Origin of the sequence: Cryobacterium serini (assembly GCF_004404025.1) — a bacterium.
GTDB lineage: Bacteria > Actinomycetota > Actinomycetes > Actinomycetales > Microbacteriaceae > Cryobacterium > Cryobacterium serini.
In genome coordinates this window covers 228,025-246,558 of the sequence record NZ_SOHN01000009.1, presented here as the reverse complement: position 1 = coordinate 246,558, position 18,534 = coordinate 228,025, and the positions used below count along the sequence as shown (strand labels likewise).

13 protein-coding genes are annotated in these 18,534 nt (G+C 64.8%); 5 read left to right on the top strand and 8 right to left on the bottom strand.

Annotated features, from left to right (window positions below; genetic code table 11):
- Positions 1–4: 4 nt before the first annotated feature.
- From E3T51_RS06705 to E3T51_RS06690, 4 genes are all read right to left on the bottom strand, one after another.
- A complete protein-coding gene (locus tag E3T51_RS06705; RefSeq protein WP_134528982.1) occupies positions 5–1,492 on the bottom strand; it encodes a hypothetical protein in 1,488 nt (495 codons plus the stop codon).
- Positions 1,482–2,255 carry a TIGR03943 family putative permease subunit gene (locus tag E3T51_RS06700; RefSeq protein WP_134528980.1) on the bottom strand — a complete coding sequence of 258 codons (774 nt, stop codon included), beginning with the start codon at positions 2,253–2,255 and terminating at the stop codon, positions 1,482–1,484. The genes E3T51_RS06705 and E3T51_RS06700 overlap by 11 nt, the downstream gene beginning before the upstream one ends.
- On the bottom strand, positions 2,245–3,234 hold the full coding sequence (locus tag E3T51_RS06695) for a permease (protein WP_134528978.1): 990 nt from the start codon (positions 3,232–3,234) through the stop codon (positions 2,245–2,247). The genes E3T51_RS06700 and E3T51_RS06695 overlap by 11 nt, the downstream gene beginning before the upstream one ends.
- 77 nt (positions 3,235–3,311) lie before the next feature.
- Positions 3,312–6,251, bottom strand: a complete 2,940-nt coding sequence (locus E3T51_RS06690; protein ID WP_134529417.1) for an Rne/Rng family ribonuclease — start codon at positions 6,249–6,251, stop codon at positions 3,312–3,314.
- 333 nt (positions 6,252–6,584) lie between these two features.
- Here E3T51_RS06690 and E3T51_RS06685 point away from each other — a divergent pair, with 333 nt between their 5' ends.
- Positions 6,585–7,184 carry a vitamin K epoxide reductase family protein gene (locus tag E3T51_RS06685; protein ID WP_241989206.1) on the top strand — a complete coding sequence of 200 codons (600 nt, stop codon included), beginning with the start codon at positions 6,585–6,587 and terminating at the stop codon, positions 7,182–7,184.
- Between the two features lie 75 nt (positions 7,185–7,259).
- Here the strand turns inward: E3T51_RS06685 and ndk are convergent, their stop codons facing one another.
- The 4 genes from ndk to ileS all read right to left on the bottom strand — a co-directional run bounded on the left by ndk (position 7,260) and on the right by ileS (position 12,958).
- Positions 7,260–7,682: a nucleoside-diphosphate kinase gene (gene ndk, locus E3T51_RS06680; protein WP_134528974.1), complete on the bottom strand. Its 423-nt coding sequence runs from the start codon at positions 7,680–7,682 to the stop codon at positions 7,260–7,262.
- Complete coding sequence (locus E3T51_RS06675) at positions 7,679–8,116, bottom strand: DUF4233 domain-containing protein (RefSeq protein ID WP_166806407.1); 438 nt, start codon at positions 8,114–8,116, stop codon at positions 7,679–7,681. The genes ndk and E3T51_RS06675 overlap by 4 nt, the downstream gene beginning before the upstream one ends.
- Positions 8,113–9,483, bottom strand: coding sequence for a bifunctional folylpolyglutamate synthase/dihydrofolate synthase (locus tag E3T51_RS06670; protein ID WP_134529416.1), 1,371 nt, complete (start codon positions 9,481–9,483; stop codon positions 8,113–8,115). Before E3T51_RS06670 ends, E3T51_RS06675 begins: the two co-directional genes overlap by 4 nt.
- An 85-nt stretch (positions 9,484–9,568) precedes the next feature.
- Positions 9,569–12,958 (bottom strand): isoleucine--tRNA ligase, encoded by a 3,390-nt coding sequence (gene ileS, locus E3T51_RS06665; protein WP_241989226.1) that lies wholly within the window; start codon positions 12,956–12,958, stop codon positions 9,569–9,571.
- Positions 12,959–13,286: 328 nt separating this feature from the next.
- Here ileS and E3T51_RS06660 point away from each other — a divergent pair, with 328 nt between their 5' ends.
- The 4 genes from E3T51_RS06660 to E3T51_RS06645 are packed head-to-tail and all read left to right on the top strand — an operon-like array spanning position 13,287 to position 18,485.
- A complete protein-coding gene (locus E3T51_RS06660; protein WP_134529415.1) occupies positions 13,287–14,939 on the top strand; it encodes an ABC transporter substrate-binding protein in 1,653 nt (550 codons plus the stop codon).
- A complete protein-coding gene (locus E3T51_RS06655; protein ID WP_420898417.1) occupies positions 14,924–15,964 on the top strand; it encodes an ABC transporter permease in 1,041 nt (346 codons plus the stop codon). Before E3T51_RS06660 ends, E3T51_RS06655 begins: the two co-directional genes overlap by 16 nt.
- A complete protein-coding gene (locus E3T51_RS06650; RefSeq protein ID WP_134528968.1) occupies positions 15,961–16,821 on the top strand; it encodes an ABC transporter permease in 861 nt (286 codons plus the stop codon). Before E3T51_RS06655 ends, E3T51_RS06650 begins: the two co-directional genes overlap by 4 nt.
- Entirely contained in the window at positions 16,818–18,485 is a 1,668-nt protein-coding gene (locus E3T51_RS06645; protein ID WP_134528966.1) for a dipeptide ABC transporter ATP-binding protein, read from the top strand. The genes E3T51_RS06650 and E3T51_RS06645 overlap by 4 nt, the downstream gene beginning before the upstream one ends.
- Positions 18,486–18,534: the final 49 nt, after the last annotated feature.

The following is an 18,534-nucleotide window of genomic DNA, read 5'->3' as shown; positions in this document are numbered from 1 at the left end:
TCGGCTACTGCCAGGTGGCGTCGAAGCCCAGCACGCTGCGGCGCACGGCACCGGTGGCCACGTTCACGAACAGGGTCGTCACATCCGTTGCCTGAGCATTGACTGGGTATCCATCTAAAAGCTCGGTGTCACGGTTCGGCACGATCTGCACGGCCAGGAACTGGTCATTCGGCGAGAGTTCGAAACCAACGATGGTTTCGTCAGCGGATGCCGGTGAATAGACGGTGCGCGCCTCACCACCCTGCACCAACGAGAGATACTGCCTGACCGAACCGGTGGTGGCGTCGAACTCGGCGACCCGCTGCACATAACCGTCGGAGTCGGAGCCGACTCCCCCGGCGCGAAAGCGTAGCTCGGCGGTGTACCGGGTGGTACCGGCCACGCTCTGCGGCACGATGGGCGACTCTGTGCCCTGCGAAAGGTCGAGCACGTACTGGCCGTCGCGGTCAGAGACCGCAATGCGTACCCCGTCGGGTGCGAACGCGGTGAGGTTGGCGAATTGCCCCAACGGAACCGGTGCGGCGAATTCCGGTTCGTTTTCGAGCGGGTTGCCGCCGGACTGGTTTTGCGGATTGATCAGCAGCAAGGTCGAGTCGTATTGCTGCGCAATGATGTCGGCGCGACCGTGCATGAAACCCCACGTCGTGACACTCAGCGGGTCCCCTTCGAGGCCTGTGACGGCCGTAGCGGCATTGGTGCGCAGGTCGAGCACGAACAGCACGTTCTCGTAGTGCGGGCCGGCGGCATCCGCTGCGCTGGTAAAACGAAAACCAAGCAGGGACTGACCGGGTGCCGCCTGCAGGTCGTGCACGAGACCGACGCCGGGCAGGTTGAGGACTTCGGCGGTGCCGTCGGCGTCGACGCGGGAGAGCGCGTTGGCCAGATCGGGGTTGACGGTGACCACAGCGAGTTCGCTGCCCATCGGCACGAATTGTTGAATGTTCGCGGATTGGAAGACCACGGCGGTGTCGGTCGAACCGGTCGTGGTGCGCAGGATGCGGTCGGTGCCGCGCGTTCCTGCTTCGGCGGCCGGCTGCGCACGATTGAGATAGTAGAGCGGCGGTTCGCTCGTGCTGAATTCCGCGCTGAGCGTTCCTTCGCGATTGACAGCCGTGCCGGTGGCCCCCCGCACGGAGACCGCGTAGTCGGTGTTGTAAGCGAGTAGCTGGGGAAAGGAAATCACGACGGAATTTGCGCTCGTTGTCACCTGGAAGGCCGTGGCCGGCTCGATGCTGACCTGCTCGGGCCTGACTAAGGCCAATTGACGGTTGGTCGCCAGCACCAGGCGTGCATTTGGCGTCGAGACCACGGCATTCGTATCGACGTCGACGTCGGTGAGCCGGGGGCCGGTCAGCAGGTTGACGGCGACGAGGGCAAGGCACGCCGCGACCAGGCCGCCCACGAGCATCCAGAGGGTGCGACGGAATGGGCGCATCGACCGTGGCCGGAGCGGTTGGCCGGTGAGCAGATCGGTCGTGAGCTCAGTAGACATAGGGGTCCTTCGGCTGGTCGACGGGAAGGATCTCGACCGGGGTGATCGCGAGCGGGTCGCTCGCCGTCGCACTCACGCTCGGGTCGAACCGACCGGTGACCTGTACCCAGTCATCGATCTCGTACTCGGCCTGCCAGCCCGGAAGATAGACCGGAACACCGATCGGCTGGGCATCGACGGCGCAGCAGGTGACAACGAATCGGGCCACGTAGAACACGTTCTCGGGATCCTTGGCGTCCGGCGTAACGAATCCGGTGACCTGCGCGGTCTTGTCGGCGTAGAACCCAGGATCGGAGGACTGCGCGAGCAGGGAGACCCATTCGCGCACGCTGAGCTGCTCGAAGTCGCCGGTGCCGATAAGCGCGGCGGCTTGGTCGGCGTCGTCCTCGGTGCCGAGCCCGCCGGAGTTCACCTCGCGCTGGGTCGCGGTGGCGCTGGTCAGGGTGGTCGGCGGAACGACGACCATGGCTACCCCCATGATCACCAGCAGCACGACTCCGACCCCGGTGAGCGTCGTTGCGACGCGACCGGTGCGTTCGACTTCGAAACCGCGGCGACGGGCGAACCCGGCACCGACCAGCACGAGCCCGATGACGGCCATGGCAATCGTGAAGACGAAGTAGCGGGGGTGAATGTAGAGGCCAAGTTGGCCGCTCAGGGCCAGCCACAGCGTCGCGACGACCACCACGAGGCTGAGCAGCACGCCCTGCCAGCGCTCAGCCCAATATCTTAAGGCCTCGGACAACTTTGCGTCAGGCAACATAGTTCACCAGTAATCCGAGGGCCGCACTCATCAGCCCCACCACGACCGTAATCTGCACCAGGGTACGGCTCGTGAAGGTCGTACGCATGAGTGCGAGCATCTTGACGTCGATCAGGGCACCGAACACGAGGAAGGCCACGATTCCGCCGGGCAGAAAGGTGCTGCCGAACGACAGCACGAAGAACGCATCAACGTTGGAGCAGACCGCCACGATGAAGGCCAGGGCCATCATGGCGAGCACCGACCAGACCGGGTTGCTGCCGAGGGCGAGCAGCACCGACCGCGGCACGAAGACCTGGGTGAGTGCGGCCACGGCGGAACCGATGAACAAGGCCGGCATGATGACCGAGGTTTCGCGAATGAAAATCTCGGTGGTCTGGCTGAACCGGCTCTCGCGAGCATGCGCATGATCGTGCCCGCTCGTGGAGCCCACGGCGCAGGCCGCCGCGAACCTGGTCGTCAACAAGCTCTGCGGGTCGGGGTGCTTGCTGAACAGCCAGCCCACCACGTTGGCGATGAGGAATCCGCCGACCAACCGCGCTACCAGAATGTGGCCGTCCCAGCCGAAGGCCTGATGCGTGGTAATGATGGTGATCGGATTTAAAATGGGCGCGGCGAGCAGAAACGTGATCGATTCGGAGACGGTAAACCCGCCCACCATGAATCCGCGCGCGAGGGGCACGTTGCCGCACTCGCAGACCGGGAAGAACATGCCGAGCAGTGAAATCGAAGCACGTCGCAGGATCGGGTTTCGCGGTAGGTGTCGGGCCAGAACGCCGTGTGGCAGCCAGACCTGCACGACCGCCGAGAGCAGAATGCCCAGAAAAACGAATGGCACCGACTCGATGATGACGCTCATCGCCAGCGTCAGGGTGTCTTGCACCCGGTCGGGCAGTTGAAAATCGCTCAGCTGATCGTTGACGAAGGCGGGCGACAGTGCCCGCACGACGAAAACGGCGAGCACCACCAACACCCCCACGGTGAGGCCGAAAGGCCATCGCCGCAGGAGAGGGAGCTGCCCGCCGATTGCGTTACCGTCTGACTTCTATCGGGTGCCTAGTCGCCGTGTGGCAGTTGGCTGGGTGTCGACGCGGAGGTCGCATTACCCGAAGCTGTCAAAATAACCTGGCCGGCGGAACCACCGGCGGTCGTGACGCGGCGGCTGCGCGCCCGCCCCTGGCCGGGGAGTTTCGGTTCCGGCAGCGAGTCGAGCACGGAATCCAGCAACTGGTCGGTGACCTGTTTGCTGGGGCGCCGCGCGGTGCGCGTCGACTTCTTCACCGGAATGTCGAGGATATCGACGGACTCCGAGGTATCGAACACGGGAGTCTGTACTTCCGGCGTGGAAACGGCCGGCGCTCCGGCTGCAAGGGTGCTACGGCCGCCGCGGGTGCGGGGTGCGGCATCCGGTACTGCCTGGGTGGAGACCTGCTCACTGACCGGTGCAGCGGATACCGCCGGTTCAGCCTGTTCCGTGCTGGCCTGTTCCGTGCTCGCCTGTACCGTGTTCGCCTGTTCTGTGCCGGCCTGGCGGGCGCGGGCCTGCTCGGACCGCGACTGCTGGGTACGCCCATTTTGGCCGCGCGAACGTGACTGTCGACCGCGTGAACGCTCTGTGCTCGCCGGTTCGGCCTGCTCGGCCTGCTCGGCCTGCTCGGCCCGCTCGGTGCTGGCCTGCGCGGTGCTGGCCTGCGCGGTCGTAACCTGTTCCGTGCTGGCCTGCTCGATGGTCGCCTGCCCGGTGCTGGTCGCCTCGGTGGAGACCGGCGCGGCCTTCGCTGCGTCATTACCCGCTGCCCGCGCATCTGGCGCTGGGATGATCGCGATGGACCCGGTGCGGGTGATGGTACGAGCGGCGATCAGCGCGAGAGCCTGCTTGGCGTCCTCGGTGATGCCGTGGGTGCCCTGACCGCTCTTCGGCGCATCAAACCCGGTACTGCTGCCGAAGTGTGCGTCACGGTTGAAACTGTCGCGCTGGCCCGAGTTGTCGCGGCCATTTCCGGAAGCATTGTTTCCACCGTTTGTGCTGGACGCAGTGCTGCTGCCCTTGGCGCGTGGGCGGCGTTCCTGCGGCGGCTGTGCGGTCTGGCGGTGTTTGATAACGGGGTCGTGGTGCACAATGATGCCGCGGCCGGCGCAGGACTCACAGTTCTCGCTGAAGGATTCCAGCAGCCCGAGGCCGAGCTTCTTGCGGGTCATCTGAACGAGTCCGAGAGAAGTCACCTCGGCCACCTGGTGCTTGGTGCGGTCCCGGCTGAGGCATTCGATCAAGCGACGCGACACGAGGTCGCGGTTGCTCTCGAGCACCATGTCGATGAAGTCGACGACGATGATGCCGCCGATGTCGCGCAGGCGCAGCTGCCGCACGATCTCTTCGGCCGCTTCCAAGTTGTTCTTGGTGACGGTCTCTTCGAGGTTGCCGCCGCTGCCGACGAACTTGCCGGTGTTGACGTCGACAACGGTCATGGCTTCGGTGCGGTCGATCACCAGGGAGCCACCGGACGGCAGCCAGACCTTGCGGTCGAGAGCTTTCTCGATCTGCTCCGAGATGCGGAACTCATCGAAGGAGTCAATCTCGCCCTCGTAGGTTTCGACGCGCTCGAGCAGGTCGGGAGCGACCTGGCTGAGGTAAGTCTCGATCGTGGAGCGCACGTCGGGGCCGGCCACGACCATGCGCTGGAAGTCTTCGTTGAAGACGTCCCGCACGATTTTGACCAGCAGGTCCGGCTCGCTGTGCAGCTCGGCGGGTGCCTGCGCAGACTCGACCTGCTCAGAGATGCTCGCCCACTGCTCACGAAGTCGGTTGACGTCGACGGTGAGCTGCTCGTCGGTCGCGCCCTCGGCTGCGGTGCGCACGATCACGCCAACGTTGTCGGGAAGAACCTCCTTGAGGATCTTCTTCAGGCGGGCGCGTTCAGTATCGGGAAGCTTGCGGCTGATGCCGTTCATCGAACCGTTGGGTACGTAGACCAGGTAGCGGCCGGGCAGGGAAACCTGGCTGGTGAGGCGGGCGCCCTTGTGCCCGATCGGATCTTTCGTGACCTGCACGAGCACCTTGTCGCCCGGCTTGAGGGCGAGCTCGATGCGGCGGGCCTGATTAGAGCTGCCGGAGTTCTCGGCGGCAGCGTCCCAGTCAACTTCACCGGAGTAGAGCACGGCGTTGCGACCACGCCCGATGTCAACGAAGGCTGCTTCCATGCTCGGGAGCACGTTCTGGACGCGCCCGAGGTAGACGTTGCCGATCAGCGAGGCATCCTGATTCTTGGCGACGTAGTGCTCGACCAGCACGCCGTCTTCGAGCACACCGATCTGGATTTTATTGTGCTTGGCGCGCACGACCATGAGGCGGTCGACGGACTCTCGACGGGCGAGGAACTCGGCCTCCGTGATGACCGGGCGGCGGCGACCGGCGTCACGGCCGTCACGGCGACGCTGCTTCTTTGCTTCGAGCCGTGTGGACCCCTTGATGCGCTGAGGTTCGGTGATAAGTTCGGGTTCGCGCGGGGCGCGCACCTTGACCACCGTGTTGGCGGGGTCGTCGGTGCCTGACCTATTCTCGTCGCCGGTGCGCCGACGGGCTCGACGACGAACCGTCGTCGCTTCTTCTTCCTCGTCGTCGTCCAGAACGCGCTCTTGTTGGTGCGATTCCTGCGACGAGCGGATACCCGTGCGTGCCATCATCGGCAGGATTTCCGGTGCCTGGAACAACAGAGAAAACGACGGTCGTACGGGTGCCGCTGCCGGCGCTACTGGCTCGTCGTTCGCTTCGTCGTTTACGGGCGTAGCATCGGCTGTCTGCTGCGCTCCGGTGACGTTGTTGTACTCCGCGATGGTTGTCCTGGCGGGTACAGGCTCAGCGGTTTCGTGATCAGCGGGGCCCGATGCGGTCGCGGCCTCGATCGCCGGATCTATCGACCGAGTGACCGGCGCCTTCCTGGTTGATTTGCGAGGGCCGAACAGGCTCTTGCGTTTCTTGTTTTCGTTGTCTTCCACCATCACTGGTGCGCTCCTTGACCGCTGTGGATGACCGCGCCACCCACCGGTTACTCTCTCGTGCGGGATCGACACCTTCGTGGCAATTCCGCGAACTTTTTACTGCGGCAACCGGCTTTGCCCCCTCGTGCTGTTCGGGGACTGTGCTCTGGCTGCAAATACTTCGGATCGTGGGACCCTAATTCTGAGCGACTGTTGCCCAGGCAAGCTCTGTACTCATTAAGCTCTGTACTCATTAAGCGCTGTGGCGTCTGCTTGAGCGCGGCTCAACGACTATCAACGATTATCGCATGTAATCGAACAAACCCACGCCGCACGCGTGGCATAATCGCAAGCGTGCCTCAGATAGAGCGTTCTCAGCGTCCAACCGGCCTGGCTATTTTCCTGATCATCGCCGGATTAATCGGGTTTGCAGCGGCATTCGCTCTCACACTGGACAAGATCCACCTGCTGGAGGATCCAAACGCTCAACTGAGTTGCAGCTTCAGTGTTTTGATCGGATGCGCGACCAACCTCGCCTCACCCCAGGGTGCAGTGCTCGGCTTTCCGAACCCGCTGATCGGGCTGGCCGCCTGGAGCGTAGTGATCACGATCGGCGTCGCTATTCTGGCCGGCGCCAAATTTGCCCGCTGGTTCTGGATCGGCCTGAACCTCGGCATGCTCGCCGCCATCGTTTTCGTGATCTGGTTGATCGGCCAGAGTATCTTCGTGCTTGATGTTCTGTGCCCGTGGTGCATGGTGACCTGGGCGGTGACCATACCGGCCTTTTTAGCCGTGACACTGTACAATTTTACGGTGGGCCACCTGCCCGGTGGGGCATCCGTTCGCCGGGTGGCCGACGCCGCGTATTCCTGGATATTCGTCATAACGATCGTCTGCTACATCGTGTTCTTTATCGTCGCGCAGATCAACATGGACGTGTTGAGCCGGCTGTAACGCGCTATCGCAGACAGGAACGGCCCGCCTCACTGGTGAGACGGGCCGTTCCTTCGAATAGTGGATTCTGTGTGGTCAGTCGAACCAGAGCGCGAGCTCACGCGCGGCCGATTCGGGCGAGTCTGAACCGTGCACCAGGTTCTGCTGAACTTTAGAGCCCCAGTCGCGGCTGAGGTCACCGCGGATCGTGCCGGGCGCGGCGGTGGTGGGGTCGGTCGTGCCTGCCAGGGCACGGAACCCCTCGATAACCCGATTGCCTGCAACACGGAACGCGACGATGGGCCCGCTTTCCATGAATTCAACGAGGGGCTCGAAGAACGGCTTGCCCTCGTGCTCGGCATAGTGTGCCGCGAGAAGCGAGCGGTCGGGTTCGACCAGCTTCACGTCGACCAGGGAGTATCCCTTGGCCTCGATGCGGCGCAGGATCTCGCCGGTCAGGTTGCGGGCAACGCCGTCGGGTTTGACCAAAACGAGGGTTTCTTCGACCTTGGTATTCATTCAATCTCCTTGTGTTGATCTGGATGCGTACGATCTATTCGTGAGCCGGTGACCATGCAGTACGTCCACATGGCGGCAAAGAGTGCGCCAACAAAAAACATGGCCGGGGTAACAAACCCGGTCGCAATAATGACCGCCTGCAGCAGCCAGCCGATCGGGTAGGACCAGCGAAAACGCAGTAGTGCGATCAGGGCGACCATGGACAGGCACAGCAGCACACCGCCGATGATGACCGCCAGTGGTGTGACCAGACCCGGCTCGGTCGCCACCGACACCAACCCGAGGGTGACCACCGCGCCGAGAAACACGACGATGGTTTCGAAGCCGAGCACGATGGTAGCGAGCGAGCGTTTAACTGAGCGCGGGCCCGACGAACGGCGAAACCGACCTGTACCAGAGTCAGGGTCTGCGTCGTCGGCGGACACGGAGGTCATTTCTCCATCCATTCGCCGGCAGCGGCCAGGGTGATCGCTTCGCCGACGAGCACGATCGACCCGGTAACGAGCACGGCACGCTTGGGTGCCTCGACTGCCCATTCGCGAGCGCTGTCAAGGGCGGAAGCCAGGTCGTCAAAGCGGAATGTGGTTTGGTCGCTGGTCCACTCGGCGATATTGTCGGCGAGGTCGTCCGTGCGCACGGCCCGCTCCGAGTGCGGCTCGGTCACGTAGAACCGATCGACCTGGGGCGCGAGCGCAGCGACGATACCCTGTGCATCCTTGTCGGCCAAAATGCCAACAACCACGGCGATTTCCTCGAAGTCGAAGTAGGCCTCCAGGGCTGCGGCAAGGGCCGCGGCACCGTGTGGGTTGTGCGCGGCATCCACCAGCACGGTCGGCTCGATGCCGACGAGCTGTAAACGGCCGGGTGAGGTCGCGGTGCCGAGCCCCTCGGCGAGCAGGTCGCCAACCAGGGCCTGGCTGCCCGCACCGAGAAACGACTCGACAGCGGCAATGGCTACAGCCGCATTCTGGGCCTGGTGAGTGCCGTAGAGCGGGAGGAACAGATCCTTATAAGTGCCAGCGAGACCGCGCACCGAGATGACCTGTCCGCCGACGGCGACGGTGCTCGAGAGTAATTCGAAGCCCTCGTTCTCGCGGGCCAGCGTAGATTCGCTGAGCTCGGCCGCGCGGTCGAGCTCGGCCTGTGCCTCAGGGGTCTGGGCGGCCGAGACAACGGATGCCGCCGGCTTGATGATGCCGCTCTTGGTGCGCGCGATCTCGGCGACGGTATTGCCGAGGCGCAGTGTGTGGTCCAGAGCGATCGGGGTGAAGACCGCAACCTGCCCGTCGGCGACGTTGGTGGAATCCCACTCGCCGCCCATGCCGACCTCGACCACGGCTACGTCCACCGGGGCATCGGCAAAGCAGGCGAAGGCCAGCACCGTGAGCGCTTCGAAGAACGTCAACGCCACTTCGCCAGCTGCTTCGAGTTCTGTGTCGACGAGCTGCAGGTACGGCTTGATGTCAGCCCAGTTCGCGGCCAGGATCTGGTCGCTGATCGGTTCGCCATCGATGACGATGCGCTCGTTGAGTCGCACCAGGTGCGGGCTGGTCAGCAGACCGGTGCGTAACCCGTAGGCGCGCACAATGCTCTCGACGATGCGGCTCGTGCTGGTCTTGCCGTTCGTCCCGGCCACGTGAATGATCGGGTACGATCCCTGCGGGTCTCCGAGAAAATCGAGGGCGCGCCGAGTTGGAGCGAGGCGCGGCTGCGGCTGGGCCTCCCCCACCCGCTGCAATAGTTCAGCAAAAACGGCATCTCCGGCTTCGCGAAAAGCATCGAGCGGAGCCGGCTGGTTCATCGGCTCCTCGTCGTCGCCGCGCCCGGTGATGTTCTTCCAGTCAGTGCTGTCGTCGGCGGGTGTTCCGTCGGCGGGGTTGTCGTTCTCAGACAAGGGTGGCTCCGTTCACTCGTGCGACGGCCACAATGACGGCGCCCTGGTTGACATAGTGGTCTGCTTCAAACCGAACGTAGTGTTCGACGGGGGCGCTGACACGAGCCTCGAGCCACTCCGACGGCAACTCGCGAGGAATTTCCCCGGTTGACGGACGATGAGTGGTGAAGCTCGTGGCGAGTGTCTCGGCCGCCACATCGACCCCGAAGGCGAGGTCGAAGGAGTCGGCATCCGTTTCGCTCTGAAAGACCAGATCGAGGCGGATGCGGTCGCTCACCGAAAAACCGGCCGATTTGCGAGTGTCCTGCACGGCACGGATCAGGTCGCGGGCGAATCCCTCGGCCTCAAGTTCGGGCGTGGTGTGAGTCGCGAGCAGCGCAAAACCGCCGCCGGGCAGCAATGCCAAGGCCGCCCCACCGTCAGCGCCGTCGTTGTTGGCCTCAAGGGTCAGCTCAAATTCGCTCGCTTCAAGAGCGATACCGCCGGCCGTGACAACACCGTCGGCCTCGCTCCAATCGCCGACACGAGCGGCCTTGATGACGTGCTGCACCTGCTTGCCGAGTCGGGGACCCGCGGCGCGGGCGTTGACGACGAGCCTGCTCGTGACACCGTAGGCGGCGGCGCTATCATCTTCGAGCTCGATCAGGGTGACCGTCTTCACGTTGAGCTCGTCGCGGAGGATGCCGACGAAGGCCGAAAGTGCGGCGGTGTTGTCGGTGACGACGGTGAGGTTGGTCAGCGGCAGGCGCACTCGCAGGCCAGCCTGCTTGCGCAGCGACAGCACGGTCGAACTGATCAGGCGAACCTGGTCCATCGCAGCGACGAGGTTCTCGTCGGCGGGGAACAGGGTGGCATCTGGCCAGTCCTCGAGGTGCACGCTGCGACCCCCGGTCAGGCCCTGCCAGATGCGCTCGGTCACGAGCGGCAGCAGCGGTGCGGTGACCCGGCAGACGGTTTCCAGAACGGTGTAGAGCGTGTCGAAAGCTTCGTGGGCGGTGTCGCTTTCGGCTGCTCCTCCCCAGAATCGGTCGCGTGACCGGCGCACGTACCAGTTGGTGAGTACGTCGGCGAAGTCGCGCAGGCGTGCGGCCGCGACCGTGCTGTCGAGCGCTTCGAGATCGGTCGTGACGCCGACAATCAGGTCGCGGGTCTTGGCCAGCAGGTAGCGGTCCAGCACGTCGGTGGAATCGGTGCGCCAGGTAGCGTCGTAGCCCGCGGACTTCCCGGCATCCGCACCGGAGGCGTTGGCATAGAGGGAGAAGAAATACCAGGTGCTCCACAGCGGCAGCATGAGCTGACGGGCCCCCTCGCGGATGCCTTCCTCGGTGACGACAAGGTTTCCGCCGCGCAGCACCGGGGAACTCATCAGGAACCAGCGCATGGCGTCGGCGCCGTCGCGGTCGAAGACCTCATTGACGTCGGGGTAGTTGCGCAGCGACTTGCTCATCTTTTGGCCGTCGTTGCCGAGCACGATACCGTGACTGACCACGTTTTTGAACGCCGGCCGGTCGAACAGGGCGGTGGAGAGCACGTGCAGCAGGTAGAACCAGCCGCGGGTCTGCCCGATGTATTCGACGATGAAGTCGGCCGGGTTGTGCGCTTCGAACCATTCCCGGTTCTCAAATGGGTAGTGCACCTGGGCGAAGGGCATCGAGCCGGAGTCGAACCAGACGTCGAGCACGTCGGTGATTCGGCGCATCGTGGACTGGCCGGTGGGGTCGTCGGGATTCGGTCGGGTGAGTTCGTCGATGTAGGGGCGGTGCAGGTCGGTGGGCCGCACGCCGAAGTCAGCCTCGAGCTCGTCGAGCGAGCCGTAGACATCCGTTCGGGGGTAATCGGGGTTGTCGCTCTTCCAGACCGGGATGGGTGAACCCCAGTACCGGTTGCGGCTGATCGACCAGTCGCGGGCGTTGCCGATCCACTTGCCGAACTGGCCGTCTTTGACGTTCTCCGGAACCCAGTTCACTTCCTGGTTGAGTTCGACCATGCGCGGGCGAAAGTCGGTGACCCTTACGAACCAGCTCGAGACAGCCTTATAGATGAGCGGGTTGCGGCAGCGCCAGCAGTGCGGGTAGGAGTGCTCGTAGCTGGCCTGGCGCAGCAGCCGGCCGTTGGCCTTGAGCAGTGCGGTGAGTGGCTTGTTGGCGTCACTCCAGAGCTGACCGGCCACTTCGGGAACGTCGCTGAGAAATTTTCCGCCGTCGTCGAGGGAGAGGATGACCGGGATGCCGGCGGCCTCACCTATCTTCTGGTCTTCCTCACCGTAGGCGGGCGCCTGGTGCACGATGCCGGTACCGTCGCTCGTGGTGACGTAGTCGGCGACGAGGATGCGCCAGGCGTTCTGGGTGCCCCAGACGGCTTCGTCGGCGTAATAGTCGAACAGGCGGTCATAGCTGACGCCCTCGAGGTCGCGTCCCAGCACGGTGCGCGATACGGCGGCGGATGCCTCGGCTGCGCTCTCGTAGCCGAGGTCTTTCGCATAGTTGCCGACCAGATCGATCGCGATGAGGTACTCGGCGCCAAACACCTCGGCCGAGGATGCGACGCCTTCGCGGAGGACCTCGGCGTCTGGCGTGCCGTTCGGGCCGGCCGGCACCACGGCATAGACAATTTCGGGGCCCACGGCGAGCGCAAAGTTCGTCGGCAGCGTCCACGGGGTCGTGGTCCAGGCCAGGGCCCGTACCGCCGTGAGACCGAGGGCTTCAGCCTTGGCGCCGATCAGCGGAAACGTGACCGTGACGGTCTGGTCCTGGCGCATCTTGTAGACGTCATCGTCCATGCGCAGTTCGTGGTTGGAGAGCGGGGTCTGGTCGCGCCAGCAGTACGGCAAAACGCGGTAGCCCTCGTAGGCGAGGCCCTTGGTATGCAGCTGTTTGAAGGCCCAGATCACCGATTCCATGAAGGTGATGTCGAGGGTCTTGTAGTCGTTGTCGAAGTCGACCCAGCGGGCCTGCCGGGTGACGTACTCTTCCCAGTCCTTGGTGTACTCGAGCACCGACTCCCGGGCGACCGCGTTGAACGCGGCGAGGCCCATCTGTTCGATCTGGCTCTTGTCGGTGATGCCGAGCTTGCGCTCGGCTTCGAGCTCGGCCGGCAGACCGTGGGTGTCCCAGCCGAACCGGCGGTGCACCTGCTTGCCGCGCATAGTCTGAAACCGTGGGAACAGGTCTTTGGCGTACCCGGTGAGCAGGTGGCCGTAGTGCGGCAGGCCATTGGCGAATGGCGGGCCGTCGTAGAAGGTCCATTCCTCGGCGCCGGCGCGTGCGTCGATCGAAGCCTGGAACGTGTCGTCGTTCTTCCAGAATTCGAGCACTTCGTTTTCGAGCGCGGGAAAATTCGGGGAGGGAACAATGTTCGCGCCGGACGTGGGCTCGCCCTCCAGGGGGTTGCTGCCACTTCGGGCGTTGCGGTTCTTGGGGTACAAATTACTTCTCCTACCGGGACGGGTCGCTGGGGCCCTGCTCCACGAGGACGAACGATTCTGGAGAAATCGCCGCGGTACCACCTCGCTTGCCGCACGCAACTGCCGGGCGACCGCTTGTTCACAGGCTGTGACGGGCCCGACTCGTTCGGTTCTACTGGGATGTCCACCCGGGGGCGATCGTCTGTTCTTCCGAAGACTTCCCGGTGATAGCCGGGTCACTGTCATTCACGCTAATCGTACCGGACGATCCACCGCCGTAGCCTAACGTTGAGGGGTGAAGAATCAAATGCTGCACCCAGCCCGTACCCGCCGTCTGCTCGCCGCGGGCGCCGGCCTGATCACCCTCGGGCTGCTCGTAGCCGGCTGCACCTCGACCGGCTCGAACAAATCGGTCGGTGAACCCAAAAGTGGTGGCACGCTCACCTACGCCTCGGGCGACGCCGAACCGAGCTGCCTGGACCCGCACGTTGGCGGCAACTTCCCCCAGGCACTGATCAGCGCCCAATACCTCGAGTCGCTCGTCTCCCGCGACAACACTGGCCAGATCATCCCCTGGCTGGCCGAGTCCTGGGAGCCGAGCGCTGACGGCCTGACCTGGGATTTCACCCTGCGCGACGACGTGACCTTCACCGACGGCACGGTGTTCGACGCGAGCGCGGTGCAGGCCAACATCGCTCATCTGCAAGACCCGACGACGCTGTCATCGACCGGATATCTCGCCCTCGGCAAGGTCACGGGCACCGAGGCGGTCTCCCCCACCGTCGTGCGTTTCACCCTCAGCGAACCCGACAGTGCCCTGCTGGAATCGCTGTCCCAGCCGTGGCTCGCCATCCAATCACCTACGGCGCTCGAACGCAGCCAGGACGAGAACTGTGCCGCGCCGGTCGGTACCGGCCCGTTCATCGTCGAGAGCTGGGTGAAGCAGAACGCGGTCACCCTCGTGCGAAACGATGACTACGTTTCCCCGCCAGCGGATGCCGACCATTCCGGACCCGCCTACCTCGACACGGTCATCTGGCGGTTCATTCCCGATTCGGCCTCGCGGTACGCCGCCTTGCAGTCCGGCGAGGTCGACGTGATCGACAACGCCCAGCCCGACACGATCGTGCAGGCCGAGCAGAGCGATTCAATCAAAGAGCTCGATTCTCCGCGCCCCGGATCGTCCAACCGCATCGAGCTGAACTCGGGTCAGGCTCCCTTCGACGATGTGCGCGTGCGAGAGGCGTTCATCCGCTCGGCGAACGTCGACGATGCCGTGTCGAGCCTGTTCCAGGGCACGGCAACCCGCTCGTACTCGGCACTGTCGAGCGTTGAGCCCACCGCCGTCTCGAACGCCGCCCTGTTCGCCTATGACCCGGCCGCGGCCGGCACCCTGCTCGATGAAGCCGGCTGGGACGAAATGGATGACGACGGTTACCGGGTCAAAGACGGCGTTCGACTGACGGTGGAGTTTCCGGTGAGTACCAACCAGTCCATTCCCGCCGAGCAGAGCGTATTCGAGCAGATTCAAGCCACGGCGAAAGCCACCGGTTTCGAGGTGAAACTGAGCCCGATGGATCTTTCCAGCTGGTACGCGGCCCTCGCCAGCAACGCCTACGACGCGGTCAGCGCGCCGTATACCAAGGTCGGCCCCGACGTCCTGCGCATTCTGTACCACTCCGACAGCATCGTGCCGGCACCGAGCGGGTATTTCGCCAATCTCGCCCAGGTCAACGACCCGGCAATCGATGAGCTGCTCACGACTGCTGCGAGCACGGCGGATGCCGCAGAGCGCGCGTCCCTCTATTCCGACGCCCAGGATCGCATCCTGGAGGGCTTCTACATCCTGCCGCTCTACGACCAGCAGAACCACTTTCTGCTGCGCGGCGACGTGATCGGCCTGCGTACCCTGCCGACCGTGGCTGTGCCGACGCTGTACGACGCGTGGCTGAACCGGTAGCGGCGGCCGGTCTCCCCGGGCCAGGACCGGTTCTCCCCGACCAAGGCAACGCCAGCGCGCTCGCTCGACGCCCGGCCGTGCTCGGCATATTCGCTCGAGTGTTCCCCCGACTCGCAGCCCGCCTCGCCGGAGCGGTCTTCGTACTGTGGATGGTGGCCACCATTACGTTCTTTGCTGTGCGCCTCATTCCCGGTGACCCTGCCCAAGCCGTTCTCGGGGGCCCGGGATCGCAAGCCTCGCCGGAGGCCCTCGCGGCGGTCCGCGCCGAGTATGGCTTCGACCAACCCGTGATCGTGCAGTATTTCGCCCAGTTGGGCCGGCTCGCAACCGGCGACCTCGGACGGTCGTATGCGCTCAACATGGACGTCGGACCGCTCGTGCTCAGCCAGCTTGGCGGCACCCTGCTGCTGGCTGTTCTCGCCCTCGCCCTCGCCTGGCTGCTCGCTCTCGCCCTCGCCACCTGGTCGACCCGCGGTGGCAAAGTCGCCGCCCGCGTAGGGTCGAGCCTCGAAATCGTCGCGGCAGCGCTGCCACATTTCTGGCTCGCGACCTCGTTGATTGTCGTGTTCAGCATCGGGCTCGGCGTGCTGCCACCCATCAGCACCGGCGACGTTGCCGGGCTCGTGTTACCGGTTCTCACCCTGGCCGTTCCGCTGGCCGGATTTCTCGGGCAGATCATGCGCGAATCGCTGCTGGTCGCGCTGGAGAGCCCCTTCGTGCTCTCGGCCCGCGCCCGCGGTGAGAGCGAGCGTGGTGTGCGCTGGGTGCACGCGCTGCGCCACGCCTCGCTGCCAGCGATCAGCCTCTCCGGTTGGGCGTTCGGTTCCCTGATCAGCGGCGCGGTCGTCGTCGAGACCATTTTCGCCCGCCCCGGCCTCGGCCGCACCCTGCTCACTGCCGTTACCCTTCGGGATGTTCCGGTGGTGATCGGCGTGGTCATGATCGTCGCGGTCGCCTATATTTTGATGACACTGCTCACGGATGCTGCCAGTCGCCTGGTCGATCCGCGATTGCGACTGACATGAGCGACCTCGAAGTGCAGGCTGGCCTTGCAGCCCAATCCCGCCAGTCCGGCCCGTCTCGGCGCCTCGGTGTGGCCGAGACGGCGGCTGGAGTGCTCGCCCTGTTCCTGTTGGTGTCGGCGGTCGTGCCCCAGTTGCTGGCGCCGGGCGACCCCCTCGCGATCGACCCGCTCTCAGCGTTTCAGCCGCCGAACTTGGCGCACGGGTTCGGCACCGACGAATCGGGCCGCGACATCTACTCCAGAGTGGTGCACGGCACCCAGTACTCTCTGGTGATCGGGGCGATCGCCACCGCGATCGGGCTGGGGCTCGGTATTCTGCTGGGCACCCTGGCCGGGATGCTCGGCCGGGTCGTCGACTTCACCGTCAATCGGTTTCTTGAGGTACTTTTCGCTTTTCCAGGGCTGCTCCTGGCGCTTTTGTTCATTGTCATCTTCGGCCCCGGTGTTGTCACCGCGACGATCGCCGTGGGACTGTCGACAGCACCCGGGTATGCGCGCACCATCAGGGCCCAGCTGATTACGGTGCGATCACAGGCGTTCGTCGAGGCGGCGACCGTGCTCGGCCGCACCCGGTGGCAGATTCTGCTGCGCCACATTCTCCCCAACACCCTCGCCCCCCTGTTCGTGCTCGCTACCCTGGGCGTCGGCCAGGCCATTGTCTGGGCGGCAACGCTGAGCTACCTCGGGCTCGGTGCCGAACCGCCGACCTCGGAGTGGGGCGCCATGCTCTCGGCCGGGCGCACGTACATCACATCGGCCTGGTGGATGAGCTTCTTTCCAGGGTTGTTCATCGTGCTGACCGCCGTGACCGCCACGGTGCTCGGCCGCAGTATCGACCGGCGGATGAGGCACGCATGAATGGGTCAGTAGTCTTTGGCGACAGTGCTGCCGCGGTGACCGTGCGCAACCTGCGGGTTGGCTTCGGCTCGGCTGAGCCGGTTGTTCGCGGTGTGTCGTTCGCCGTCGCCCCGGGTGAGTGCCTCGCCATCGTCGGCGAATCCGGCTCGGGTAAAAGCGTGACCGCCCGCAGCCTGCTGGGTCTGGCCGGTACGAACGCCCGGGTCAGCGCCGACCGGCTCGAGCTCGGCGGGCAGAGCGTTTTAGGGCTGACCGGTCGCGCATGGCAGGCCAGACGAGGCAAGGACGTGGGTCTGGTGTTGCAGGATGCCCTGGTCTCGCTCGATCCGTTGAGGCCGATCGGCCGAGAGATCGCTGATTCACTGCGGCTGCACACCACGCTCGGTGCTGCAGGCCGGGCACGGCGGGTGCTCGAGCTGCTTGACGCAGTCGGACTGCCGGAACCCGAATTGCAGGTGCGCAAGCTCTCGGGGCAGCTCTCCGGCGGCGAACGTCAACGCGCTTTGATTGCCGCGGCGATTGCGCTGAACCCGCCGCTGCTCATCGCCGACGAACCGACAACGGCGCTCGACGTTACAGTGCAAGCGCAGATCCTGGCACTGCTTGAACAGATCACCGGCGCCGGCACCGCCGTGCTTCTGATCAGCCATGACCTGGCCGTGGTGAGTCGCGTCGCGCACCGGGTCGCCGTCATGTATGACGGACAGCTCGTGGAAACCGGCCGTACACCGGAGGTTCTCGGCTCGCCCCAGCAGGAGCAGACCCGGCGAATGGTCGCCGCGATACCGGGCGACAAACCTCGCGGCACCCGACTAAGCCCGTCCGATGGGCCCGACACCCCGAGCGGTTTAACGGCCACGGGCGATTCCCGGGCTGAGGTTTCGCCCGAGAGCACCGTCGTGCTCGAAGCCATCGGCCTGTCGAAAAGTTTTCGACGTCAAGATGGCACCCGGCAGCTCGCCGTTGACGACGTCTCGTTCGCGTTGCACCGCGGAAGCACCCTCGGCATCGTCGGCGAGTCTGGCTCGGGCAAAACCACGACCGCGCGTCTTCTGCTCGCGTTACTGGCCCCAGATCACGGCGAGGTTCGGGTGTTCGGCGAGCCGTGGAGCACGACCAGCGAGAAGACCCGCCGCGGGCTGCGGGCATCCGTCGGGGCGATCTATCAGGATGCCCTCGGCTCATTCGATCCGCGCTGGAGCGTCGCCGAGATCCTCACCGACGCCCTGCACCTGCGGCACGAGCGCGGCGCCCCGCACACGACGGCGCGACTCACCAGCCTGCTCGACGAGGTCGGCCTCGCGCCCACAGTGCTGCCCCGACGCCCGCTCGAACTCTCCGGCGGGCAGAGACAACGGGTCGGTATCGCGCGGGCGCTGGCCGGCCGACCCGAAATTCTCATCTGTGACGAACCCGTCTCCTCACTCGACGTGACCGTTCAGGCTCAGGTGCTCGATCTGCTTGACGACGTGCAGCGAGAGCGCGGGCTCAGCCTCATTTTCATCTCGCACGATCTCGGTGTCGTGCAGCACGTCAGTGATCACATCGCGATCATGCGCGACGGGCGCATCGTCGAAATGGGCCCGGCGGAGCGCGTTTTTGCCGCGCCGCAGCATCCATACTCTGCGCAGTTACTGGCCGCCGTGCCCCGCCTGCGCGCGTGAAACAACCATTTTCGCGATTGAGAGAAGAGCCCCCGTTCGGGGAAAAAGA